The organism is Brevundimonas sp. KM4 (assembly GCF_000964075.1).
GTDB lineage: Bacteria > Pseudomonadota > Alphaproteobacteria > Caulobacterales > Caulobacteraceae > Brevundimonas > Brevundimonas huaxiensis.
Genome location: NZ_JZRG01000015.1, coordinates 29,254 through 53,020, shown reverse-complemented (window position 1 = coordinate 53,020; position 23,767 = coordinate 29,254). Strand labels below are relative to the sequence as shown.

Here is a 23,767-nt window from a genome sequence, read left to right as displayed (position 1 = left end):
GCTGAATCGTCCACGACCGGCGCCAACTGGAACTGGGAAGTGAACGACGGCTGGGCGGCGTTCGCTCGCCTCGGCTACCGCTTCAACCCGAACTGGCGCGTTGAACTGGAAGGCGGCTACCGCTCGGGCGACATCGGCACCGTGCGCGCTGTCTCGGGCACGCAAGGCCTGTGCAACCTGACCCCGGCGACGGGCGGCTGCTTCTCGCCCGAAGGCGACATCGAATCCGCCACCCTGATGGCCAACGTCATCTATGACTTCGGCTTCGAATACTGGGGCGTTCGTCCGTTCGTGGGCCTCGGCGCCGGTGTGAACCGCGTTTCGACCGACACCATCGGCGCTCTGCGCGCCAACCGCGGCGCCACCTTCACCGCTGACGACAGCTCGACCAAGTTCGCCGCTCAGGCGATCGCGGGTCTGGCCTGGGCCATCGGCGACCGCGCCAACATCGACCTGACCTACCGCTACCTGACGGGCGACGCCAACTTCGCCTCGACGACGGCCGGCACGGGCGTGGGCGCCACGCAGTTCGGCGAGTGGGACGGCGACTACGACCAGTCGCACACCGTGACCCTGGGTCTGCGCTACAGCTTCGGTGCGGAAGACGTCCCGCCGCCGCCGCCGCCTCCGCCGCCCCCGCCCCCGCCGCCTCCTCCGCCCCCGCCGCCGCCTCCGCCGGTCGCTCAGACCCCGGTCGCTCGCCAGTTCGTGGTCTACTTCGACTGGGATCGCTCGGACCTGACCGCGGAAGCCCGTTCGGTGGTGACGCAGGCCGCCAACTACGCCAAGTCGGGTCGTCCGACGCGCGTCCTGATCGTCGGCTACACCGACACCTCGGGTTCGGCCGCCTATAACCTGGGTCTGTCCAACCGTCGTTCGCGCACCGTCGCGGACGCCCTGGTTGCTCAAGGCGTCAACGGCGGCGTGATCGCCCTGGACGGCAAGGGCGAAACCAACCTGGCCAAGCCGACCGCCGACGGTGTGCGCGAACCGCTCAACCGCCGCGCGACCATCGACATCAACTTCTAAGGTCCGAGGGTGCGCCGGTGCGGTTCATCCGGCCCGGCGCTCCCGAGGTCATGAAGTTCGTCGATTTGACAACATCATGCCGCCGTCGCCCTTTGGGCGGCGGCGGTTTTGGTGCCATAAAGCAACGCCAACCGTCCTGCGTTTCAAAATCCCCGGGACTTGAGCGATTTCAATTGATCGCGTCCAAACTGCGGGACACAAGCATGGCGATGATCCGTAATCACAGACATCTCGGTCGCAGCCGGAGCGCAGCAATGCACGCCTCGGTGGCGGGTAGAGGATAGGCGTGATGGTGGACTTGCGATCATCCTCCAGACTTCTGTCGGCAAGACGGCGGCGCAGATATCGGCTTCGCGGCGATGCGGTGCGTCCCGAGGTCCGCCCGAGGTTGCAGGCGTCGCGGCCTTCGCACTCGGCGACGATTTCCACCTTCCCGGCCAAGAGAAAGGTCGGTCCGACCGCCTTGTCCGGTCGTCGCTTCCTGATCGTTTCGGCGCCGTTTGGGCGATTCGGTCCGGTGATGGCGTCGGTTCTTGAGGCGCGGGGCGCTCATGTGAACCGCATGATCTTCAACGCCGGCGACGCGATGAACTGGCGTCGGTCCGGGGGCATTGTGTTCAAGGACACGGCGAAGGCATGGACAGAAGGGTTGATCGAGTTCGCCTCGGCGTTCACCGACATAATCCTGTTTGGCGAGGCCGGAGAGTACAACCGAGCGGTCCTGGCGGCGTCTGACCGTTTGCAAGCGCGCGTCTGGGTTTTGGAGAACGGCTATTTCCGTCCCGACTGGATCACGGTCGAGCGAAACGGCGTCAACGGCTCGAGCGCCCTGCCGCGGTTCAAGGGCGGCTATCCCGAGCCTGCGCCACTGCTGCCTGAACCCTTTACGGTCGGAAAAATCCTGCCGCATCACGTCGCCAATATCAGCGCCTACCACACGGTGCAGGTGGCGGGAAAAGCCCTGTTCCCGAACTACACGGCGCCTTACGTGTTCTCGCCGCTCGACCAGTGCCTCGGTCACATCCGGCGCTATTTGAGCCTGGCGTTCAGACGGGCTGAGAACTGTGACGCCGACGTCATAAAGGCCAGGGGCGACTTCTTCATCGCGTGTCTGCAGCGCGAGGGCGACGCGCAGCTGCTGCGCTATTCGCGCTATTGCGACAACCGCGCCTTCCTCACGGCGGTGATCGCCAGTTTCGCTGCCAAGGCGCCGCCGAAGACGCGTTTGGTCGTGAAGAACCATCCGCTTGATCCCGGCCTGGTCAATCTGCGCGCCATTATGCGGCGTCTTGCTGAGCAGCATGGCGTCGCCGGCCGTGTCGACTTCATCGATGGCGGCAACCTTGCGGCCCTGTGCCGCGCCTCGCAAGGCATGGTGGTCAACAACTCCAGCGCCGCCTTGTCGGCGCTGGGTTTCCATACGCCGGTCAAGGTGCTGGGAGACGCCTTCTTCGACTTCGAGGGTCTGACCGATCAGAAGCCGCTGGATGATTTCTGGCGCGCGCCGGAGGCGCCGGATAGCGACCTGTTCACACGATTCCGTGCGCATGTGATCGCCCAAAGCCAGGTGAACGGCAATTATCATGAGCCGCACGCCATCGTGCCGACGGCCAATGGCATCGCGGACGTTTTTGAGCGGGCGTTAGCCTAGCTGACCCCCGTAAGGTGTGGCGCCCAGACCACCCTCTGTCTCTGTCATATTGCTGTTACATAACTGTCGCCCAAGGTTTCAACATGCGCCCTAGAGGGGGCTGGATTGCGACAGGCGATGGACGCCTGACGCCAGAGCCATTCGCGCCGTCCATCTGGGGATAGATGTAATGATTACTCGCAAAAGCCTGATCTGGGCGACCACCGCCCTTGCCGGCTCGCTAGCCTTCGCCGGAACCGCCTCCGCCCAATCGACCGGCACCGAAGCGACCGAAGTGCAGGAAGTGGTCGTGACCGGGACGCGCGGTCCGCGCACGACCGACGGCACCATCGTAGCTGAAACGGCCGGCAAGACGCGCTCGACCGTGACGCAGGAGTTCATCTCGACCCAAGCCGCCGGTCAGACCATCGTCCAGACGCTGAACCTGACGCCGGGCCTGAACTTCACCAACAACGATCCCTATGGCTCGTCGGGCGGCAACATCCGTCTGCGCGGTTTCGACGGCAACCGCGTCTCCCTGACGTTCGACGGTATTCCGCTGAACGACACCGGCAACTACGCCAGCTACACCAACCAACAGTTGGACCCGGAACTGATCGAACGCGCCTCGGTCAACACCGGCACGACTGACGTCGACAGCCCGACCGCCTCGGCGACCGGCGGCACCATCAACTACACGTCGCGTCGTCCGGCTGCGGACTTCGGCGGCTGGATCCAGGGCTCGCTCGGTGACTTCGACTACAAGCGCATCATGGCGCTGGTTGATACGGGCCAAGTCGGCCCTTGGGGCACCTCGGCCTGGTTCGCCGTCTCGCATCAGGAGTATGACAAGTTCAAAGGCCAGGGCGACCTGAAGAAGACGCAATACAATATGCGCATCTATCAGCCGCTTGGTTCGAACGGCGACTTCGTCGCCCTGTCGGCTCACTATAACGAGAACCGCAACTTCTCGTACTACAGCCCCAGCCTGGAATCGACGTCGGCGCTCGGCGTCGTGACGCCTGCGGAAGTCGAAACCAGCCCGTTCGGCTGGAATATCGATTACAGCACCAACTATGTGGCCCCGACCTTCCGCAACGGCGTTGCAGACATCGACCTCAACACCTCCAGCACTGTGGCGGCCGCCTATTACGGCCTTCGCATCAACCCGTCGGACACGGGCAACGTCCGTCTGAACTCCAAGTTCACGCTGGCTGAAGGCCTGACCTTCACCTTCGATCCGTCGTTCCAGTACACCCAGGCCAACGGCGGCGGTCAGCAAACGACCCTGACGGAAACCAACGCTCTGATCCGCGGCACGCGCACCACCGGCGGCATCGACCTGAACGGCGACGGCGACACGTTGGACACCGTTCGCGTCATGACGCCGTCGAACACGAACACCTATCGTTACGGCATCAACAGCTCGCTGATCTGGAACATCAACGACGATCACCAACTGCGCGCCGCCTATACGCTGGACTACGGGCGTCACCGCCAGACGGGCGCTTACGGCTTCATCGACTTCAGCGATCCGGCCAACCCGCGCTTCGCCGATGAGTTCGGTGGTCTGGACGACAAGAACAACCGCATCGTCAACCTGGACGGATACTATCTGCGCGCCCGCGACCGTCTGTCGTACGCCGAGCTGAACCAGGCGGCCTTCGAGTACCGCGGCGACTTCTTGGACAAGGCTCTGCGCATCAACATCGGCGTGCGCATGCCCTTCTTCAAGCGTGAGCTGAACCAGTACTGCTACTCGCAGAACTCGTCGTCGAGCGTGCGTTGCACCAGCGAGACGCCGAACGCCACCCTGGCCAACGGCAATGTCACCTTCGCCTCGACCGGCACGACCCAGTATATTGCGCCCTATTCGCGCGAGCTGAAGTACGACGACGTTCTGCCGAACGTGGGCGCCACCTATCGCTTCGGCGGCGATCACATGGTCTACGCCTCCTACGCCGAAGGCATCTCGGCTCCGCGCACCGACAGCCTTTACTCGGTGACGCGTCTGGCCGACGGCTCGATCGGCAATCCGAACGTCCAGCCGGAAACCACCAAGACCTTCGATCTGGGTTATCGCTACCAAACCTCCAGCCTGATCGCCTCGGCCGCCGTGTGGCACACCGACTACCAGAACCGCATCGTCTCTTCGTACGATCAGGACCTGGGCTTCAACGTCGATCGTAACGTCGGCGCCGTGGAATCCTACGGCTTCGATGGCTCGCTGGGCTGGGAGCCGACTGACAAGCTGAGCATCTTCGCTTCGCTGTCGCTGCTGGAAAGCGAGCTGAAGGACAACGTCAACATCTCCTCTACCCTGGTCGCGCTGACCAAGGGCAAGGAAGTTGTCGAGACGCCGAAGGAAACCCTGGGCCTGCGTATCGCCTACGATTTCAACCCGGTCTTCTCGGCGGCGATCCAGGGCAAATATGTCGGCGAGCGTTGGGTCACCGACGTCAACGACCAGAAGGTTGACGCCTACACCGTCGTGGATCTGGACGCCCGCTTCGACTTCGCTCCGCTGGGCCTGCAGGGCACCTACCTGCAGTTCAACGTCATCAACCTGTTCGACGAGCGCTATTACGGTTCGCTGGGCTCGACCACCTCGTCCGTGGTCGGTGGCGCCGGCTACAGCCGCCCGTTCGCCAACATCGCCGCTCCGCGGACGGTCATGGCCAGCGTGCGCTACGCATTCTAAGGCTTAGCCAAGGCTAGAACGACGAAGGGCGGTCCGTTTGCGGGCCGCCCTTTTTCGTGGCTGACGTTGAAGTCGGGGGCGCTTGGGGCCATATGGCGCGGCTCCCAGTTCGGCCCTTCTTGAGGACGCCTGCATGACCGATCCGACTGCTGCCGCCATCCCCGCCGAATGGGCGCCGCACCGCGCCATGTGGGTGGGTTGGCCCAGCCATGCGGAATACTGGTTCGAGGCGCTGGAGCAGGCGCAGGACGAGGTCGAGGGTCTGGTGCGAGCTCTGGCCGGACCGGGCCGCGAGCAGGTCAAGCTGATGGTCGGCAAGGCCGAGGTCCTGGCCGACGCCCAGGCGCGTTTTGCGGGTGTGGCGAATGTCGAGGTCGTGGCCGGCGAGTTCGGCGACGTCTGGCTGCGCGACACCGGGCCGATCTTCGGCGCGGGATCCAAAACGGCGGCGGCGTTCAAGTTCAACGGCTGGGGCGGCAAATACGACATGCCGGGCGACGACCTGGTCGCCGGCCAGATTGGCCGACATGCGGGCGTGGACCTGACCTGGAACGACTTTGTCATGGAGGGCGGGTCGCTGGATCACGACGGGGAGGGGACCGTTCTGACCACGCGCCAGTGCCTGCTGAACCGGAACCGCAACCCGGCCTGGAACCAGGATGAGGCTGTCGCGGCGGCGGCGCTGGAAAAGGCGGTCGGCGCCAAGGTGGTGGTGTGGCTGGGCGACGGTCTGCTGAACGATCACACCGACGGACACGTGGATAATCTGGCGCGGTTCGTCGCGCCGGGCGTCGTCGCCTGCCCGGTCGCCTGGGGGACGAACGACGTCAACGCCGACGTCTATGACGCGACGGCGCGCGGTCTGGCCGCCGTGACCGATGCGGCGGGCCGTCGGCTGAAGGTCGTGCGCATCCCGTCGCCAGGCCTGGTGCTGGACGAGGACGAACGCCCGATCCCGGCCAGCCACATGAACTTCCTGATCGCCAACGGCGCGGTGATCGTGCCCACCTATGGCGATGCGCGCGCCGCCGACATGGCCTGTCAGGCTTTGAAGGACGCCTTCCCCGATCGCGAGATCATCCCGCTGCCGTCCAACGCCATCCTGACCGGCGGCGGCTCGTTCCACTGCATCTCACAGCAGGAGCCCGCATGATCCGCAACATCACCGTCGCCGGTATCCAGACCTCGTATGGCGAGGACATGCAGGCGAATATCAAGAAGACCATCGCCTTCGTGCGCGAGGCGGCGGGGCGGGGCGCGCAGGTGATCCTGCCGTCGGAGCTGTTCCAGGGGCCCTATTTCTGCGTGTCGCAGGAAGAGCACTGGTTCACCCAGGCTTATGAGTGGCGCGACCATCCGTGTGTTGTGGCCATGGCGCCGGTGGCTAAGGAACTGGGCGTGGCCATTCCGGTCTCCATCTTCGAGAAGGACGGGCCGCAATATTACAACTCGCTGGTCATGCTGGACGCCGACGGCGAGGCGCTGGGCGTCTATAGGAAGAGCCACATCCCCGACGGCCCCGGCTATCAGGAAAAATACTATTTCCGGCCGGGCGACACCGGCTTCAAGGTCTGGAAGACGCGTTTCGGCAGGGTCGGGGTCGGCATCTGCTGGGACCAGTGGTTCCCGGAAGCGGCGCGGGCGATGATGCTGATGGGCGCCGATGTGCTGATGTATCCGACCGCCATCGGCACCGAGCCGCACGATGCGACCCTGCATACGGCCGAGCCGTGGCGGCGGGCCATGCAGGGCCATGCGGTGTCGAACGCCGTGCCGGTCGTCGGCGCCAACCGGATCGGTCATGAGCGCGTGACCGAGGTCGGCCAGACCTTTTACGGCCATTCCTTCATCGCCGATCAGCAGGGCGAACTGGTCGAGCAACTGGGCGCCGAGGAGGAGGGGGTGCTGGTGCACCGCTTCGATCTGGACGAACTGGACAAATACCGCGCGGCCTGGGGCTTCTTCCGCGATCGCCGCACAGACCTGTACGGGGCGCTGACGGGGGCGCGTTAAACAATCCGCTCATCCCCGCGAAAGCGGGGACCCAGTTCTTTTGCATCACCGTGCTGGCCATCGAGCGCGGATCCCTGGCGGCGCCTGAGCGCCCAAAGCGCTGGGTCCCCGCTTTCGCGGGGATGAGCGGAAATTCAGAGACGCATCGCCTCGACCGCCGCGACCAGTCGGTCGAGGTCCGCCGGCGTCGAAAGCCGGTGATCGCCGCCGTCGATCAGGTCCAGCCGCACGTCGCCGCCCGTCAGACGTTCGACCAGTTCGACCTGATGTCGCCACGGCACGACGTCGTCGGCGCGCCCTTGCAGGACATGAACCGGCGCGGCGATTTCGATCGCGCCGTCCAGCAGCAGCCAATCGCGCGCCTCTTCGAACATGCGCCGCGTCAGGACATATTCGCCCAGACCCTCCTCGACGATCAGGGTTTCGCCCTCGCGCAGGATGGCCTGGCGTTCTTGGTCCCCCAGGCCGGGCCACATCAGCCGTTCGGTGAAGTCCTGGGCCGGATTGACCAGCACCAGCCCCTTGATCCGGTCCGGCCGCGCCAGGGTCGCCAGCAGCGAGACCCAGCCGCCCATCGAGGAACCCACCGGAATGACCGGGCCGGACAGTCTGTCGATCAGGGCGACGGCGTCCTCGCGCCAGCGGCCGATGGTGGCCTGTCTCCAGTCGCCGGAAGACTCGCCATGGGCGAAATGGTCGTAGCGGACGAAGTTCCAGCCGCGTTCGCGCGCGGCGACGTCCAGGGCCAGGGCCTTGGTCCCCTCCATGTCCGAGCGGAAACCGCCGACCCAGATCACGGTCGGTCCGTCGCCTTCGACGCGCCTGAAGGCCAAGGTTTCGCCGTCGGGGCGGGACAGGTGCTGGATGTCGCTCATGGCGCCGTTCTGCCCGGACTTTCCGCCGCCGTCACCCTTGACCTCGACGCGCGATGGCGGAACACAGACCCATGTCCGCACCCCAGGTCTTGTTCGTCACCTCCAACCGCATCGGCGACTGCGTCATCTCGTCGGGCGTGATCCGCGAGATCGCGCGTCAGGTCCCGGGGGGCGAGATCACCGTCGCCTGCGGGCGGCCGCCCGCGCCCTTCTTCCGCAATGCGCCCGGCGTCGTGCGCACCATCGTGCTGGATAAGAAGAAGCTGGCCGGACACTGGGTCGATCTGTGGAAACAGGTCGTCGGTACGCGCTGGGACCTGGTGATCGACATCCGGGGTTCGGCGCTAAGCTATCTGATCCCGGCGAAGCGGCGCATCGTCTATAACCGCTCGTGGGAGACGGGCCTGCGCAAGGTCGAGATGGTGTCGCGCCTGATGGGGTCGCCGACGCCGCTGGATCCCGAAATCTTCCTGGACGATCAGGGGCGGGCCGAGGCCGCAGCCGTGATCGATCCGCAGTTGGCGGGCGGCGCCGGTCCCGGTCGGATCATTGCGCTTGCGCCCATCGCGCACCAACCGGGCAAGAGCTGGCCCGCCGATCGCTGGGGCGCGCTGGTCGAAAAGCTGAAGGCCGAGCCGCGCTTTGATGGCTGGCGCTTTATGCCGGTGGGCGGATCGGGCGACCGGCCGCCCGCGACCCCGGCCTTGGAAGCTGCAGGGCCGCGTGGAATCGATTTTGTCGGCAAGGGCGACATCATGGCCTCTGCCGCCGCCATTGATCGGGCCGATCTGTTCGTCGGCAACGACTCCGGCCTGATGCACGTCTCGGCCGCGCTGGGCCGTCCGACCCTGGGCCTGTTCGGTCCGACGGAGTGGTGGCTGTATGGACCGTGGGGCCCCAAGACGCGAACCGCAGCGTCCAACGAGACCCGCGGCCAGTTCGCGCCGATCGAGGATCTCACGGTGGATCACGTCTTCGACGCAGTGTTGGCGCTACATGACGCCTATATCGGCGAAACGCCTGCGAACCCTTGAAAAATCGGGGCTCGCGGAGCATATTGCCGGCCTTGAGGGGAACGTGGCGATCGCCGCGTGCATTCGCTCATCACGACATACGCCTTCTCTGACCACATAAGGAAACGACGCCCATTCGCCGTCCCATGCAAGCGCCACCCGTGAAAGACGGGCCGCGTATGAACCAGGATATCCGCGCGCCTCGCGTTCTGCTCATCGACCAGAACGGCGAAAAACAGGGCGTCATGCCCACTTCCGCCGCTCTGGAAGCCGCCGAGGAAGCCGGGATGGACCTGGTCGAGATCGTCTCCACCTCCGAGCCGCCGGTGGCCAAGATCCTCGATTACGGCAAGCACCGTTTCCAGGAGCAGAAGAAGAAGGCCGAGCAGCGTAAGCGCCAGAAGGTCGTCGAGCTGAAGGAGATCAAACTCCGTCCGAACATCGACACCCACGACTACGAGGTGAAGGCCAAGGCCATGCACCGCTTCTTCGACGAGGGCGACAAGGTCAAGGTCACCCTGCGCTTCCGCGGCCGCGAAATGGCGCACCCCGAACTGGGCATGAAGTTGCTGAACAAGGTCCAGGCCGACTTCGACGAAATCGCCAAGGTCGAGTTCGCGCCCAAGATGGAAGGCCGCCAGATGATCATGATCCTGGCTCCGCGCTGATCGCAATCCATCGCTGAAAACCAAACGCCTTGGTCCCGCGACCGGGGCGTTTTTCTTTGCTGGAGAAACGGCTAAGCGTAGGCGATGACGAACGCCGATACGGTCGCTGCGCGCACCCAACCGCCCAAGCTGAAAACACCGGCGCTGGCTGTGCTGTTTGCGACGGTGTTCATCAACCTGGTCGGGTTCGGGCTGGTGGTGCCGTTGCTGCCGTTCTTCGCCCAGAGCCTGAAGGCCGAGGCATGGCAGATCACGTTGATGTTCTCGGCCTATTCGCTGGGGCAGTTCTTCGCCGAGCCGTTCTGGGGGCGGCTGTCGGACCGGATCGGACGAAAGCCCGTGCTGTTGATGACCCTGATCGCCAATGCGCTGGGCTATCTGATGCTGGCCTTCGTGCCCAACATCTGGCTGGCGATCGCGGTCAGGCTGTTCACCGGCCTGGGCGCGGGCAATATCTCGACGGTTCAGGGGTATGTGGCCGATGTGACCCCGCCCGAGCAGAGGGCCGGGCGGATGGGTCTGATCGGCGCCGCGTTCGGCCTGGGCTTCATCGTCGGGCCATGGCTGGGCGGATTGCTGACGCAGCCGCAACTGGGGCGGCTGGGCTATCAGCTGCCGATCTTCCTGGCGGCGGCGTTGGCGGCGGTCGCGGCGGTCGGCGTCGTCGTCTTCCTGCGGGAGAGCCGGGCCAAGGCCGATCCCGCCGCCCCACGGCCAGCCTTCCTGGCGGGGCTGAAGGCGGCGCGCGACAACGCGGTGGTGTCGCGCGTGCTGGTCGTGACCCTGATCTATATGGCCGGGTTTTCGGCGATGGAGAGCGTGTTCGGCCTGTGGTCCGAGAGCCGCTATCATTGGGGGGCGCGCGAGGTGGGGCTCAGCTTCATGATCGTGGGCATCGTCTCGACGCTGAACCAGGGGTTCTTCGCCGGGCGGCTGGCGCGGCGGTTCGGCGAATCGCGCGTGCTGGCCACCGGCATGCTGCTGTTTGGAACCTCGCTGGTGTTGCAGGTGCTGGCGCCGGTCGCGTGGTTTCCCGCGACGCGGCTCGAGCTGGGCCCGCTGACGATCCCGGTCGTCCAGGGCTGGATCATCCCGATCGTGATGGCGATCGGCGCGTGCGGCATGTCGCTGGCCATGCCCAACATCTCGGCCATGATCAGCCGCGCCTCGCCGCCGGATCGGCAGGGGGCCATGCTGGGCCTGAACATGGCCTCCAGCTCGGTGGCGCGCATCTTCGGGCCGATGATCGCGGGCGCGCTGTTCTCGGGGCTGGGGCATGACTGGCCCTTCGTGATCGGGGCGCTGCTGACCCTCCCGGCGGCCCTGATGGCGATCAACGCTGGACGCGTCATTCGCAGCAGCGAGGGCGGCGTCAAAGCCCCGGCCTGACTCGTCTTGCAATGGCGGCGCTCTTCACGTAGAAGCCGCGCCTTCGCGTACCGAACCGCCAGGCGAACAGGCATGCCTGGGCGGTTCTTAAACTCTGGAGAGATACCTCCCACGGGCTCAAGCAGTCCAAGGGACGGTCGCCCTCCAAAAAGGAGACTGAAATGCCGAAACTGAAGACGAAGTCGGGCGCCAAGAAGCGCTTCAAATTCACGGCCACTGGCAAGGTTAAGGCCGGCGTTGCGGGCAAGCGTCACCGCTTGATCAGCCACAACTCGAAATACATCCGCCAGAACCGCGGCACCTCGGTCATGGCCGACGCCGACGCCAAGAAGATCAAATCCTACATGCCGTACGCCTGATCGGCGCACTGCACGCAGACGATCTTTTCGCACTGAATTTGAACCACAGTCCCTCAAGCAGCAAGCCGCCGCGCGGCGCGCGATAGGGACTTCCCGAAGGGAAAAACATCATGGCTCGCGTTAAACGTGGCGTAACCTCGCACGCCAAGCACAAGAAGGTTCTGGAGCAGGCCAAGGGCTTCTCCGGCCGCCGCAAGAATACCATCCGTACGGCCAAGGCCGCCGTCGACCGCGCCGGGCAATACGCCTATCGCGACCGTCGCGCCAAGAAGCGCAACTTCCGCGCCCTGTGGATTCAGCGCATCAACGCCGCCGCCCGTCTGGAAGGCTTCACCTACAGCCAGTTCATCAACGGCCTGAACAAGGCCGGCATCGAACTGGACCGCAAGGTTCTGGCCGCGATCGCCGCTGACGCGACCGGCTTCAAGGCCGTCGCCGACAAGGTCCGCGCCGCCCTGGCTTAAGGGCCGCGCTCAAGCCGCGAGCGATCGCGTCGCGAGCGTAGCGCAACAAGAATGACGCCCGCTCCGGTTTCCGGGGCGGGCGTTCTTCGCTTCAGGCTGCCTTGAGGACCTGCGATGCCTGGCTCTGCGCCAGCACCATGCGGATGGCGTTCAGCAGGGCGTCGGGCTGGATCGGCTTTTGCGCCACGCCGTTCATGCCGGCGGCGATATAGTCCAGCTCGTCGCGCTCGTCGGCGTTCGCCGTCAGGGCCAGGATCGGCAGGGCGCCGGCCGGATCGGGCAGGGCGCGGATAGCCCGCGTCGCGGCGACCCCGTCCATCACCGGCATCTTGATGTCCATCAGGGCCAGGTCGAACGGACGGGCCATTACGGCGTCCACCGCCTCCCGCCCGTTCTCGGCCATCTCGCAGGTGCAGCCGAACGTCTCCAGCAGCTTGCCGGCGACGAAGCGGTTGGTGGCGTTGTCGTCCACCACCAGCACATGCAGGGTGTCGTGCGGGGTCGGCTCGGCCATGGCGGGGGCGGGCGCCGCGCTCTCGGTCGCGACGCGCAACGGCAGGCGCACCTGAAAGCGCGCGCCGCCCTGGGGCGAGGCGCCCAGCGAGATCGCGCCGCCCATCCGTTCGGCGATCTGTCGGCAGATGGCCAGGCCCAGGCCCGCGCCCGCGCCCTCACGCCCGGCCTTTCCGGTGTTGAAGGGATCAAAGATGGTCGCGGCCGCCGCCTCGGGCACGCCGGGGCCGCTGTCGTCCACGGTGAAGATCACCTCGCCGTCGGCGTGGCTTTCGATCAGGGCGACGACCTCGCCTTTCAGGGTGAACTTCAGCGCATTGCCGATCAGGTTGTTCAACAGCTGCTTCAGCCGCATCCCGTCGGCCTGAACGCAGGGAACGGCCAGGTCTGTGCGGATGGTCAGACCGAGCGATTTCTCGTCGGCCCGCGCGCGCCACAGGGCGTCGATGTCGAAGGCGACGGCCGACAGGTCCAGCGGCTCTTCCTCCAGCGTCAGCATGCCGGCCGAGGCGCGTGACATGTCCAGCGCGTCGGTCAGCAGCCGTAGCAGGCTCTGGCCCGAATCGATCACGGTGCGGACGTAGGGGCGCAGCTCTTCCTGCTCCAGCTTCTTGTCCATCAGGGCCGCGACGCCCAGCACCCCGTTCAGGGGCGTGCGGATCTCGTGGCTCATCACCGCCAGAAACTCGGACTTGGCCCGGCTGGAGGCGACGGCCTCGGCCTCGGCCAGCGCCAGGTCGCGGGCCAGGGCGCTCATTTCCTCGGCCCGCTGGCGGTGCAGGGCCGCGCCCGCCTGAACCACCTGCAACGCTGTGCCGACGCCGACGTAGCGGCCGCCCGCCACCACGATGAAGCCGGTCAGCAGGGCGCCCAGTTCGGCGGCCCCGTAAGCCTGGAAGAAGGCCTCGGCGCTGGTCGCCGCTTCCGCCACCGGCGCATTGCGGTCCATCAGGCTTTCGGCGGGCCTGCGGGCATACAGGGCGCGTCCGAACTCGGCCGCCATCCTCAGGGTGAAGGCGTTGCGTTCAATGATGCCGAGGGGTCGGCCATCGTCGTCGACGACAGCCAGGGCCAGGGTGTTCGGCTCGGTCTGGAAGCGCTCGAACACATCTGCGCCCGGCGTGGATGGCGCCACGGGCGCGATCAAGTCGACGAAATCACCGATCAGCGGCATCAAGGTCCTCGCTAGTCCGGAGGCCTGATTAGACGGTGATATTTAACGCCAGCTTTGCCGTTCATGAACCTTTCGCGGCGGGTTTTCGACAGTCGATCCGTGGGCGGATGGAAAGTCGCTGTCGCGCCGCATATTCCCTCGCGGCCGCGGCTTCGATAGCCTTGCCGCATGATGCGCACCTTGATCTGCGGCCTGGTTGCCGCCCTCGTTCTTGTCACTCCCGCCGCCGCGCAGGACCGACGCGTCGCCGTGACCTTCGACGACCTGCCGTTCCAGACCGATGCGGCGACCCTGTGCGATCCGGCCCGCCTGATGACGATCACCCAGGATTTCGTCGCCATGCTGAAGCCGCTGGATACGCACGGCACAGCCTTCGTCAACGCGGGCAAGGTGTGCGAGGCCGAGCGCGCCACGATCCTGCCGCGCGTGCTGAACGTCTGGCTGGACGCTGGTCTGGACCTGGGCAACCACACCAACACCCATCTGAACATCCACGCGACGACGGTTGAGGCCTATCTGGCCGACGTGGACGCCGGGGCGCCGATCGTTCGGCAGGCGCTTGAGGCGCGCGGCAAGACCCTGCGTTGGTTCCGCCACCCCTATCTGTTCACCGGCGAGACGCAGGCGAAGCACGACGCCATCGCCGCCGGCCTGGCCCAGCGCGGCTATACGGTCGCGCCTGTGACCCTCGACAACAACGACTGGATGTTCGCCGACGTCTATCGCAAGGCCGAGCAGATCGGCGATCAGGCGCTGATGCAGCGCATCGGTCAGGCCTATGTGGCGCATATGGCGACGGTGCTGGATTTCTTCGAACCCTACAGCGCCGAGGTGGCGGGCGGGCGTGAACCGGCGCAGGTGCTGCTGCTGCACGCCAACACCCTGAACCAGGCCTGGTATCCGCAGATCCACGCCCTTTATCTGGCGCGCGGCTATCGCTTCGTGCCGCTGGAAGAGGCGCTGGCCGATCCGATCTATCAGCACCCTGACACCTATGTCCGCGCCAACGGAATCTCCTGGCTGCATCGCTGGATGCAGACCGACGGCCGGCCCATCCGCTGGGAGCCGGAACCGCCCGCCTGGATCGTTGCGGCCAACAAGGCGCCGGCGTCGGAACTTCAGGCCATCGCATCGGCCCCTTGAAGGGTGACGAACGCGCGCGAGAACGCTAAGGCACAGCGCAAATGACCGATCTCGCCACACTCGAACTCGACCTGATCAACGCCATTGGCGGCGCGGAAACCGTCGCCGCCCTGGAAGAGGTGCGCGTCGCCGCCCTGGGCAAGTCCGGCTCCGTCTCCGGCCTGCTGAAGGGCATGGGCGCCATGAGCCCCGACGAACGCCGCGAACAGGGGCCGATGATCAACGGTCTGCGTGACCGCGTCGCCGCCGCCATCGCCGCGAAGAAGACCGCGCTGGAAGCCGCCGAACTAGACGCCCGCCTTCTGTCGGAACGCATCGACCTGACCCTGCCGGCGCGTCCGCGCAGGAAGGGCGGGGTTCATCCCACCATGCAGGTGATGGACGAGATGATCGCCCTGTTCGCCGAGATGGGCTTCGCCGTGGCCGAAGGTCCCGACATCGAGGACGACTTCCACAACTTCACCGCCCTGAACTTCCCGCCCAAACATCCGGCGCGGGAAATGCACGACACCTTCTTCCTGAAGCCGGACCCCGAGACGGGCGAGCGCAAGGTGCTGCGCACCCACACCAGCCCGGTGCAGGTCCGCACCATGATGAGCCAGAAGCCGCCGATCCGCATCGTTGCGCCCGGCCGGACCTTCCGCAAGGACTCCGACGCCACCCACACGCCGATGTTCCACCAGATCGAGGGTCTGGTGATCGACCGCGACATCCACATGGGCCACCTGAAGACCACGCTGCAGACCTTCATCGCCCGCTTCTTCGAGCTGGACTTGGTCCAGGCGCGGTTCCGTCCGCACCACTTCCCCTTCACCGAGCCCTCGGCCGAAATGGACATCCGCTGCGACCGTTCGGGCGGGAAACTGGTGTTCAACACCGGCGACGACTGGCTGGAGATCCTGGGCTGCGGGATGGTGCATCCCAATGTGCTCAGGAACTGCGGCATCGACCCGGACGAATATCAGGGCTTCGCCTTCGGCATGGGGGTAGATCGGCTGGCCATGCTGAAATACGGCGTGCCCGACTTGCGCCCCATGTTCGACGCCGACACCCGCTGGCTGTCCCACTACGGCTTCTCGGCCTTCGCCGCCCCCAACCCGGCCTCGGGCCTGAGCTGAACGAGTTTCAAGATGACCGATCAAACTGAAACGCCGATGTCGGCCGAAGAAAAGTTCGGCCGAGAACTGGTTTCCCGCACGACCTTCGAAAAGGAAGCCGTCTGGCTGCCGTCGTTGGCCGTTCATCACATGAACGCCGGCAAGACGTTCATCGAGGACAAGACGTTCACGAACTGTCTGATCGAGGGGCCGGCTGTCATGGCGGTCATGAACGGCACGACGTTCGATAGCTGCAACATGGGCGTGGCGACCAACCCCCGCACCCTGCTGCTTCAGCCGATGGGCGATATGATCGCGGGCGTCGTGGGCATTTCCAACTGCCGCTTCGTCCGCTGCCGCTTCGTTCAGGTCGGCTTCACCGGCGCGCCGGATCTGCTTGAGCAGATCGAGGCCGACCTTCTCAGCGCACGGGCGGTGCAAGCATGAGCCGGCTTCCGATCAACCGTCCCGTCAATCTTGCGCGCGACCTGACCCAGACCACGTTCGAGAACGTCGATCTGAACCTGCACGATCTGTATCAGCATTGCCGTGACAAGGGCGCGGTCGTGGGGCGCACCTTCACCGGTTGCCGGCTGGATGGCCCGGCGATCGTTCTGGTCGGACCCGGCACGACGTTCGATGAGACGAACTTCGGCGACTCCCGCGGCGGTATGAAAAATCTTCTGCTCCAGCCGATGGGGGACAAGGCGCTGGGCACCATCCCGATGCATGACTGCACCTTCGTGGGCTGCGAATTCTACAATGTGGGCTTCACCGGAGCCGCCGAGATTCTAGAGCAACTGGCGGCTGTTCCGACGGTGGCGGGACCGACGGCATGAAGTTCACCCTGTCCTGGCTGAAGGACCACCTCGAGACCGAGGCGGATGTTCAGCAGATCGCCGAGGCCATGACCATGGCCGGGCTGGAGGTCGAGGAAGTGCTCGACCCCGCCGCCAAACTGGCGCCCTTCACCGTGGCCAAGATCGTCTCGGCCGAGCGGCATCCTAACGCCGACCGGCTGCAGGTCTGCCAGGTCGAGACGGTCGAGGGGATGAAGGAGATCGTCTGCGGCGCGCCGAACGCGCGGGCGGGCCTGACCACCATCTACGCCCCCATCGGCGCCTATGTGCCGGGTCTGGGCGTGACCTTGGTCGAGAAGCCGGTGCGCGGCGTGGTGTCGAACGGCATGCTGTGCTCGGCCTCCGAGCTCGAGCTGTCGGACGAGAGCGACGGCATTCAGGAACTGCCGCCGGAAATCCCCGTCGGCACGCCGGTCGCCGGCCTGTTCGGCGCCGAGCCGGTCATCGATTTCGAGGTCACGCCGAACCGGCCCGACTGGCTGGGCGTGGCCGGCATCGCCCGCGATCTGGCCGCCGCCAGCGTCGGCAAGCTGAAGCATTTCGACATCGCCGTGGTGCGCGGGGGCTTCCCCTCGCCGATCAGCGTGCGGCTGGACGCGCCCGAGATGTGCCCGGTCTTCGCCGGTCGCGTCATTCGCGGCGTCAAGAACGGCCCGTCGCCGGCCTGGCTGCAGAAGCGTCTGACGGCCATCGGCCTGCGCTCGATCAACCGTCTGGTCGATGTGACCAATCTGATCGCCTATGACCGCGCCCGGCCGCTGCACGTCTATGACGTCGCCAAGCTGTCGGGAACGGAGGTCGTGGTGCGAGCGGGGCAGGTTTCGGCCGCAACCGGCGAGCACGAACATCTGATCGCCCTGGACGGCAAAACCTATGCCGCGTCCGCAGCCGACTGCGTCATCGCCGACGCCGGGGGCGAGCGGCCCATCGGTCTGGGCGGCGTCATTGGCGGCGAGAGCACTGGCTGCGACGAGACCACCACCGACGTCTTCCTGGAAAGCGCCTGGTTCGACCCGCTGGTCATCGCCCAGACCGGCCGTGCGCTGGGCATCCATTCCGACGCCCAGTACCGGTTTGCGCGCGGCGTCGATCCGGTCTCGGTCACGCCGGGTCTGGAACTGGCCACGCGTCTGATCCTGGACCTGTGCGGCGGCGAGCCGTCGGACATCGTCTTCGTCGGCGAACCGCCGGCGAGCCCGGCGCCCTTCGCCTTCGACCCTGCCTATGTGAAGCGCCTCAGCGGCATGGATCTGGCCGACGACCGGATCGGCACCATCCTGGGCCAGCTCGGTTTCCTGGTTCAGGCCGCGCCGGCCGGTCAGGCCGAGCCCTGGATCGTCACCCCGCCCTCGTGGCGTCGCGACGTCGAAGGTCCGGCCGATCTGGTAGAAGAGGTTGCGCGCATCGAGGGCTTCGACAGCCTGCCCGATACGCCCCTGCCCGAGGTCGCCCGCCCCGCCGGCGGGGTGCTGAGCCCGCGCCAGGCCCGCGTCCGCACCGCGCGTCGCGCCCTTGCGGCCTTGGGCTATGCCGAGGCCGTCACCTGGTCCTTCACCAAGCAGTCGACCGCAGCCCTGTTCGGCGGCGGCGACGACAAGTTGGTGCTTGAGAACCCGATCGCGGCCGATCTGGACTGCATGCGGCCCTCGGCCCTGCCGAACCTGATCCAGGCGGCGGCGAGGAACGCCGCGCGCGGTTTCGCCGACGCCGCCCTGTTCGAGATCGGCCCCATCTATCTGGGCGACGGTCCGGCGGATCAGCGCACGGTCATCGCCGGTCTGGTCGCCCCGCACGCCGCCCGGCACTGGGCCGGCGCCGGCGAGGACGCTCTGTTCACGCTCAAGGGCGACCTGACCACTTTGCTGGAAGAGATCGGCGCCCCGGTCGCCTCGCTGCAGCTGGTCCAGGGCCAGAACCGCGACTGGTGGCACCCCGGCCGTTCGGCCCGGCTGCAACTGGGGCCTAAGAATGTGATGGTCGAGTTCGGCGAACTGCATCCGCGCGTTCTGAAGGCGCTGGACGCTGACGGTCCGATCCTGGCCTTCGAAATCATGTTGGACAATGTGCCGGAGCCACGCGGCAAAAGCGGCAAGGCGCGCGGCTCGGCGGACCTGTCGGCCTTCATGCCCCTGACCCGCGACTTCGCCTTTGTGGTCGAAGACGCCAAGCCGGTGGGCGATCTGGTCCGGGCCGCGACGGCCGCCGACAAGGCCCTGATCGCCGACGTGCGCGTCTTCGACGTCTATCGCGGCAAGGGCGTGGACGAGGGCTTCAAGTCCGTCGGCCTGGAGGTCGTGGTCCAGCCGCGCGAGGCCACCCTGACCGAAGCCGAGATTGAGGCCTTGACCGCCAAGGTCGTCGGAGCGGTCGAAAAGCAGGGCGGCAAGCTGCGGGCTTGAGGGGGCGCAGCGCCGCTTTCGGGCGGCGTCGGGGGACATTGGCGATGACGACGGAACCTCAGGCGGCCCAACCGGATCGCGGCCATCTGCTGCGTGTCCTGGGCGTGACGTTCGGCGTCGCCGTCGTGGTCGGCGGCGTCATCGGTCAGGGCATACTGCGCACGCCGGGCGTGGTCGCCGAGGGGGTTCAGAACCCCACGATCATCATCGCCCTGTGGTGCGTCGCCGGTCTGGTCGCCTGGATCGACGCCATGTCGACCGTCGAACTGGCCGCCTCGATCCGCAAGACGGGCGGCCCCTATATCTTTGCCCGACGCGCCTTCGGGTCGCTGACCGGCCTCGCCGTCGGCGTTTGCGACTGGCTGGGCAATATGGGCGGCATCGCCTTCATCGCCGTGGTCTTCGGCGAATATCTGCACCGACTAGGCGTCGCGACCAGCGTGCCGATCGGCGTCCTGGCCCTGTTGATCGTGGTCGTGGTGGGCAGCGTGCAATGGCTGGGCACCAAGGTCGGCGGTCGGTCGCAGGAGATCGGCAGCGCGGTCAAGGCGGCCCTGTTCACCGTGCTGATCATCGGCCTGTTTCTGGCGCCGCGTGGCGCGCCCGTCGCGACCGAGATCGCTCCAGCGACGGCGGCGGCCCTGACCTTCGGCGGCATCGTCATGGCCCTGCGGGCGATCTCGGGCACCTATTACGGCTGGAACAGCGCCTCCTATTTCTGCGAAGAGGTCGTCGATCCGGGCCGGACCATCGCGCGCGCCACCTTTTCGGGCATCGCGGTTGTGACGGTGATCTATGTGCTGGCCAACCTGGCCTATCTGAACGTCCTGACGCCGGCCGAGATGGCCGGGTCGAACCTCGTCGCGGCGGATGCCGCCGGTCGCGTGTTCGGCGATGTCGCCGGCCCCATCGTCACGGCCATCTCGCTGGTGTCGCTGGTGACGATCATCAATGCGATGGTCATGGTGTTCCCGCGCGTCCTCTTCGCCATGGCGCGCGAGTATCAGATTTCGGCCCTGACCCGGGTCGCCGCCAACGGCACGCCGCGTCTGGCCTTGATCGCCACCGTGCTGGCCGGCGGGCTGCTGGCCACCATCGGGGTCTATGAGACCCTGCTGACCTTCTCGACGTCGCTGCTGGCGCTGATGAGCGTGCTGGTGAACGCCGCCGTCATCGTGCTGAGGGTGCGCGAGCCCAATCTGGAACGGCCCTGGAAGATGCCGCTCTACCCCCTGCCGGCCATCGTCGCCCTGGCGATCAATACGACCTTGTTCGTGATCTTCGTGGTCGAGGATCCTTTGACGGCTGGAAAGGCCTTTGGAATGCTGGCGGTCCTGATCGGCCTGGCCTGGTTGTTGGTCCGGCGAAAGCGCGCTGCGGCCTGATCGGCGCGCCCTGGTAAGACCCCGTTAACCTTGAAGCCGCAAGGCTGCCGCAAAGGTCGGGGACGGTGAGGCCAAGACCGGCGCGCCAGCCGGCCGTCCTCTCGTCGCCTTTCGGAGCGCCCTCCATGCATCGCCGCCAACTGATCCTTTCGGGCCTCGCCACCGCCGCCGGCGCCTCGTCGCTGGGCGCCTGCGCCTCGGCGCCGCCGCGCGATCCCAACTATCCGATCCGCTCGGACCAGACGGCCCAGGCCTACAGCTTCGATGAACTGGTGGCGGCCGGCTCGCGCGAGCTGGGCATCGCGGCCGAGGTCGTGGGCGGCGCGATCGAGCGCGTCTTCGCCGATCAGGGCGACCGCCCGACCGCCTATATCGCGGGCGAGGAAGGCTCCGGCGCCGTGGTCGTCGGCGCCCGCTACGGTCGCGGCGCCCTGCACATGAAGGACCTGTCGGCCTCCCAGGAAGTGTTCTGGCAGGGCGCGTCGGTGGGCTGGGACTGGGGCGGCAACGCCAGCCGCGTCTTCACCCTGGTCTATGGCCTGTACCACCCCGACATGATCTATCGCCGCTATCCCGGCATCGAGGGCTCGGCCTATCTGGTCGCCGGCCTGGGCGTGAACTATCAGCGCGCCGACGGCATCGTCCTGGCCCCCATCCGCACCGGCGTCGGCCTGCGCCTGGGCGCCAACGTCGGCACCATGAGCTACAGCCGCCAGCGCAATCTGCTGCCTTTCTGATCTCCTCTTTCGTCATCCTCCGGCAAGCCGCTTGCGGCGCAGACCGCGGGACCCAGCGGCGCGCGAGAGCGCGAACCTGCCGCGGACGAGGTCTTCTGACATCGTTGTGGCGGACGCATCGCCTTCGGCGCCGCTGGGTCCCCCGGTCGCTACGTGCCGGAGGATGACGAAAGTCAGCTCACCAATCGCAGCGGCGGCGGCGCGTCCATCAGCGTCGCCAGCCCTTCGCGCCAGCTGGGGTAGGCGGGCCGCCAGCCCAGCTCGGCCTTGGCCAAGGCGTTCGAGACGCGCTTGGAATCCAGATAGAAGCGGCGCATCGCCTCGCTGACGCCGTCGTCGGTCCAGTCCACTTCTGGCGGGCGGGGCAGGCCCATCCGATCCGCCGCCCATTCCATCACCACATCGGCGGGCGACGGTTCGTCGTCGGTCAGATTGTAAGCGGCGCCCGGTCGCGGGCGGGCCATCGAGGCGAACAGGCCAGAGACGATGTCGTCCACATGGATGCGGTTGAAGACCTGGCCGGGCTTTCTGACCAGTTTGGCCGTACCTTCCCTCAGCCGCTCGACCACGCTGCGCCCCGGCCCGTAGAAGCCGGGCAGGCGGAAGATCTGGACCGTCAGCCCCATCCCCTGCGCCCCGTCCAGCCAATCGCGCTCGGCCCGGACACGGCGCGCGCCCTCCAGATTGGCGGCGTTCAGCGGCCCGTCCTCGAACACCCATCCGCCGGCCCGGTCGCCGTAGACGGAGGTGGAGGAGACATAACCGATCCAGTCGGGCCAAGCGTCGCCCGCCAACGGCCCCAGGGCCCGCAGACCGGGACAGCCTTGGGCGTCCGGCGCGGCGGTGATCAGTACGGCCGTCGCCGCTTCCAGCGCCGTCTTCAGGGCCGCCGTATCGCTGGGGTCGATGGCCATGATCCCGTCGGCCGCCAGGGCGCGGCGCCGCTCGGGATCGCGAGAGGTGGCGGTCGCGCGTCCGCCGCGCCTCATGGCCTCCAGCGCCGCCGCCCGTCCCAGATAGCCGCCGCCGAAGACCAGCAGATCGAGGGGAGGGGAGGCGATAGGCATTACGAAACTCAGGCCGTCAGAACTTGGGAAGGCGGCGCGTTGACTGCCGGTCGCGCCTCATTTTCCAGCGCCTCCGCCCGGCGTTGGTTCCAGGCGGAGACGCACGGCACCCGACCCAGATCGGCCCGGTCGGCATAGCGGCGGGCGATGTCCGTCACCTCGTCCATCAGACCCTGCGCCAGGGTGATCGGCTTCAGCCCCAGATCGCGGAACTGATCGTTGGCGACGACCAGATCGTTCTCGTCGGCCTCCTGACGCGGATTGGCGACATTGTGGACTTCGGCGCCGGTCTTGTCGGCGATCATGCCTGCCAGATCGCGCACGCGGCGGCTCTCGGTCATTTGGTTCAGGATCTTGACCCGGTCGCCCCGCTTGGGCGGGTTCTTTAGCGCCAGCTCGACGCAGCGCACCGTGTCCTGAATATGGATGAAGGCCCGCGTCTGGCCGCCCGATCCATGCACCGTCAGCGGATAACCGACCGCCGCCTGCATCAGAAAGCGGTTCAGCACCGTGCCGTAATCGCCGTCATAATCGAAGCGGTTGATCAGTCGTTCGTCCTGTTTGGTCTGTTCGGTCTGGGTGCCCCAGACGATGCCCTGGTGCAGGTCGGTGATGCGCAGATTGTCGTTGCGGGCATAGAATTGGAACAGCAGGGCGTCCTGCGTCTTGGTCATGTGATAGATGCTGCCAGGATTGGGCGGGAACAGGATTTCCTGCTCGGCGGGACCGTTGTCGGTCTCCACCGTCACCTTCAGATAACCCTCGGGGATACGAAGACCCGCCGTGCCGTAGCCATAGACGCCCATTGTCCCCAGGTGCGCCAGGTGAACGTCCAGGCCGCTTTCGACGATGGCGGCCAGCAGATGGTTGGTGGCGTTGATGTTGTTGTCGACGGTGTACAGCTTGTGCCGCGCCGACTTCATCGAATAGGGGGCGGCCCGCTGCTCGGCGAAATGCACCACGCTGTCGGGGGCGAGGTCGCGGATCAGGGCGACCAGGCGGTCAAACTCCTTGCCCACCGTCATGTTGACGAAGCCGATGTCGCGGCCGGACACGTCTTTCCACGCCTTGATCCGCTCGCCCATGGTGCGGATCGGCGTCAGGGACTGGACCTCCAGCTCGTTGTCGATGTTGCGGCGGCTCAGGTTGTCGACGATGGTCACGTCCCACCCTTCGGCCGACAGATGCAGGGCCGTGGGCCAGCCGCAAAAACCGTCGCCGCCCAGAACCAGCACGCGCATGGGATCGCCT

The 23,767-nt window shown here is 66.4% G+C and carries 21 protein-coding genes; 17 read left to right on the top strand and 4 right to left on the bottom strand.

Annotated features, from left to right (window positions below; genetic code table 11):
- The 5 genes from VH88_RS09700 to aguB form a co-directional block, all read left to right on the top strand.
- The coding region (locus VH88_RS09700) for an OmpA family protein (RefSeq protein ID WP_045811070.1) at nucleotides 1–1,029 on the top strand (1,029 nt) is incomplete at its 5' end.
- A gap of 520 nt (nucleotides 1,030–1,549) precedes the next feature.
- Nucleotides 1,550–2,680, top strand: coding sequence for a capsular biosynthesis protein (locus tag VH88_RS09695; RefSeq protein ID WP_082064441.1), 1,131 nt, complete (start codon nucleotides 1,550–1,552; stop codon nucleotides 2,678–2,680).
- A gap of 169 nt (nucleotides 2,681–2,849) precedes the next feature.
- Entirely contained in the window at nucleotides 2,850–5,360 is a 2,511-nt protein-coding gene (locus tag VH88_RS09690) for a TonB-dependent receptor (protein WP_052689543.1), read from the top strand.
- Nucleotides 5,361–5,493: 133 nt separating this feature from the next.
- On the top strand, nucleotides 5,494–6,513 hold the full coding sequence (locus VH88_RS09685) for an agmatine deiminase family protein (protein WP_082064438.1): 1,020 nt from the start codon (nucleotides 5,494–5,496) through the stop codon (nucleotides 6,511–6,513).
- Nucleotides 6,510–7,373, top strand: a complete 864-nt coding sequence (gene aguB / locus VH88_RS09680) for an N-carbamoylputrescine amidase (protein ID WP_045811068.1) — start codon at nucleotides 6,510–6,512, stop codon at nucleotides 7,371–7,373. Before VH88_RS09685 ends, aguB begins: the two co-directional genes overlap by 4 nt.
- Before the next feature lie 134 nt (nucleotides 7,374–7,507).
- Here aguB and VH88_RS09675 read toward each other — a convergent pair whose 3' ends face one another.
- Nucleotides 7,508–8,248, bottom strand: coding sequence for an alpha/beta fold hydrolase (locus VH88_RS09675; RefSeq protein ID WP_045811067.1), 741 nt, complete (start codon nucleotides 8,246–8,248; stop codon nucleotides 7,508–7,510).
- Nucleotides 8,249–8,319: 71 nt separating this feature from the next.
- Here VH88_RS09675 and VH88_RS09670 point away from each other — a divergent pair, with 71 nt between their 5' ends.
- The 5 genes from VH88_RS09670 to rplT all read left to right on the top strand — a co-directional run bounded on the left by VH88_RS09670 (nucleotide 8,320) and on the right by rplT (nucleotide 12,141).
- Complete coding sequence (locus tag VH88_RS09670; protein WP_045811066.1) at nucleotides 8,320–9,282, top strand: glycosyltransferase family 9 protein; 963 nt, start codon at nucleotides 8,320–8,322, stop codon at nucleotides 9,280–9,282.
- A 125-nt stretch (nucleotides 9,283–9,407) separates the two neighbouring features.
- The gene (infC, locus tag VH88_RS09665; RefSeq protein ID WP_026108595.1) at nucleotides 9,408–9,929 is read left to right on the top strand and encodes a translation initiation factor IF-3; all 522 of its coding nucleotides are present in this window, start codon (nucleotides 9,408–9,410) and stop codon (nucleotides 9,927–9,929) included.
- A gap of 84 nt (nucleotides 9,930–10,013) precedes the next feature.
- Nucleotides 10,014–11,318 (top strand): tetracycline resistance MFS efflux pump, encoded by a 1,305-nt coding sequence (locus tag VH88_RS09660; protein WP_045811065.1) that lies wholly within the window; start codon nucleotides 10,014–10,016, stop codon nucleotides 11,316–11,318.
- Between the two features lie 161 nt (nucleotides 11,319–11,479).
- A complete protein-coding gene (rpmI, locus tag VH88_RS09655; protein ID WP_003166435.1) occupies nucleotides 11,480–11,677 on the top strand; it encodes a 50S ribosomal protein L35 in 198 nt (65 codons plus the stop codon).
- A 110-nt stretch (nucleotides 11,678–11,787) separates the two neighbouring features.
- Nucleotides 11,788–12,141 carry a 50S ribosomal protein L20 gene (gene rplT / locus VH88_RS09650; protein WP_017506327.1) on the top strand — a complete coding sequence of 118 codons (354 nt, stop codon included), beginning with the start codon at nucleotides 11,788–11,790 and terminating at the stop codon, nucleotides 12,139–12,141.
- A gap of 91 nt (nucleotides 12,142–12,232) precedes the next feature.
- On the opposite strand, the gene VH88_RS09645 is transcribed toward rplT, so the two are convergent.
- A complete protein-coding gene (locus VH88_RS09645; protein WP_045811064.1) occupies nucleotides 12,233–13,828 on the bottom strand; it encodes an ATP-binding protein in 1,596 nt (531 codons plus the stop codon).
- A gap of 168 nt (nucleotides 13,829–13,996) precedes the next feature.
- Here VH88_RS09645 and VH88_RS09640 point away from each other — a divergent pair, with 168 nt between their 5' ends.
- From VH88_RS09640 to VH88_RS09610, 7 genes are all read left to right on the top strand, one after another.
- Entirely contained in the window at nucleotides 13,997–14,971 is a 975-nt protein-coding gene (locus VH88_RS09640; protein WP_045811063.1) for a polysaccharide deacetylase family protein, read from the top strand.
- Between the two features lie 41 nt (nucleotides 14,972–15,012).
- Complete coding sequence (gene pheS / locus VH88_RS09635; protein ID WP_045811062.1) at nucleotides 15,013–16,089, top strand: phenylalanine--tRNA ligase subunit alpha; 1,077 nt, start codon at nucleotides 15,013–15,015, stop codon at nucleotides 16,087–16,089.
- Nucleotides 16,090–16,101: 12 nt separating this feature from the next.
- Nucleotides 16,102–16,515: a hypothetical protein gene (locus tag VH88_RS09630; RefSeq protein ID WP_045811061.1), complete on the top strand. Its 414-nt coding sequence runs from the start codon at nucleotides 16,102–16,104 to the stop codon at nucleotides 16,513–16,515.
- On the top strand, nucleotides 16,512–16,907 hold the full coding sequence (locus VH88_RS09625) for a hypothetical protein (RefSeq protein ID WP_052689542.1): 396 nt from the start codon (nucleotides 16,512–16,514) through the stop codon (nucleotides 16,905–16,907). The genes VH88_RS09630 and VH88_RS09625 overlap by 4 nt, the downstream gene beginning before the upstream one ends.
- Complete coding sequence (gene pheT, locus VH88_RS09620) at nucleotides 16,904–19,327, top strand: phenylalanine--tRNA ligase subunit beta (RefSeq protein ID WP_045811060.1); 2,424 nt, start codon at nucleotides 16,904–16,906, stop codon at nucleotides 19,325–19,327. Before VH88_RS09625 ends, pheT begins: the two co-directional genes overlap by 4 nt.
- A 44-nt stretch (nucleotides 19,328–19,371) precedes the next feature.
- Nucleotides 19,372–20,712 (top strand): APC family permease, encoded by a 1,341-nt coding sequence (locus VH88_RS09615; RefSeq protein WP_045811059.1) that lies wholly within the window; start codon nucleotides 19,372–19,374, stop codon nucleotides 20,710–20,712.
- A 125-nt stretch (nucleotides 20,713–20,837) separates the two neighbouring features.
- Nucleotides 20,838–21,449 (top strand): DUF1134 domain-containing protein, encoded by a 612-nt coding sequence (locus tag VH88_RS09610; RefSeq protein ID WP_045811058.1) that lies wholly within the window; start codon nucleotides 20,838–20,840, stop codon nucleotides 21,447–21,449.
- A gap of 173 nt (nucleotides 21,450–21,622) precedes the next feature.
- Here VH88_RS09610 and VH88_RS09605 read toward each other — a convergent pair whose 3' ends face one another.
- Nucleotides 21,623–22,516: an epimerase gene (locus VH88_RS09605; protein ID WP_045811057.1), complete on the bottom strand. Its 894-nt coding sequence runs from the start codon at nucleotides 22,514–22,516 to the stop codon at nucleotides 21,623–21,625.
- Between the two features lie 8 nt (nucleotides 22,517–22,524).
- Entirely contained in the window at nucleotides 22,525–23,757 is a 1,233-nt protein-coding gene (locus VH88_RS09600) for an NAD-dependent epimerase/dehydratase family protein (RefSeq protein ID WP_045811056.1), read from the bottom strand.
- Nucleotides 23,758–23,767: the final 10 nt, after the last annotated feature.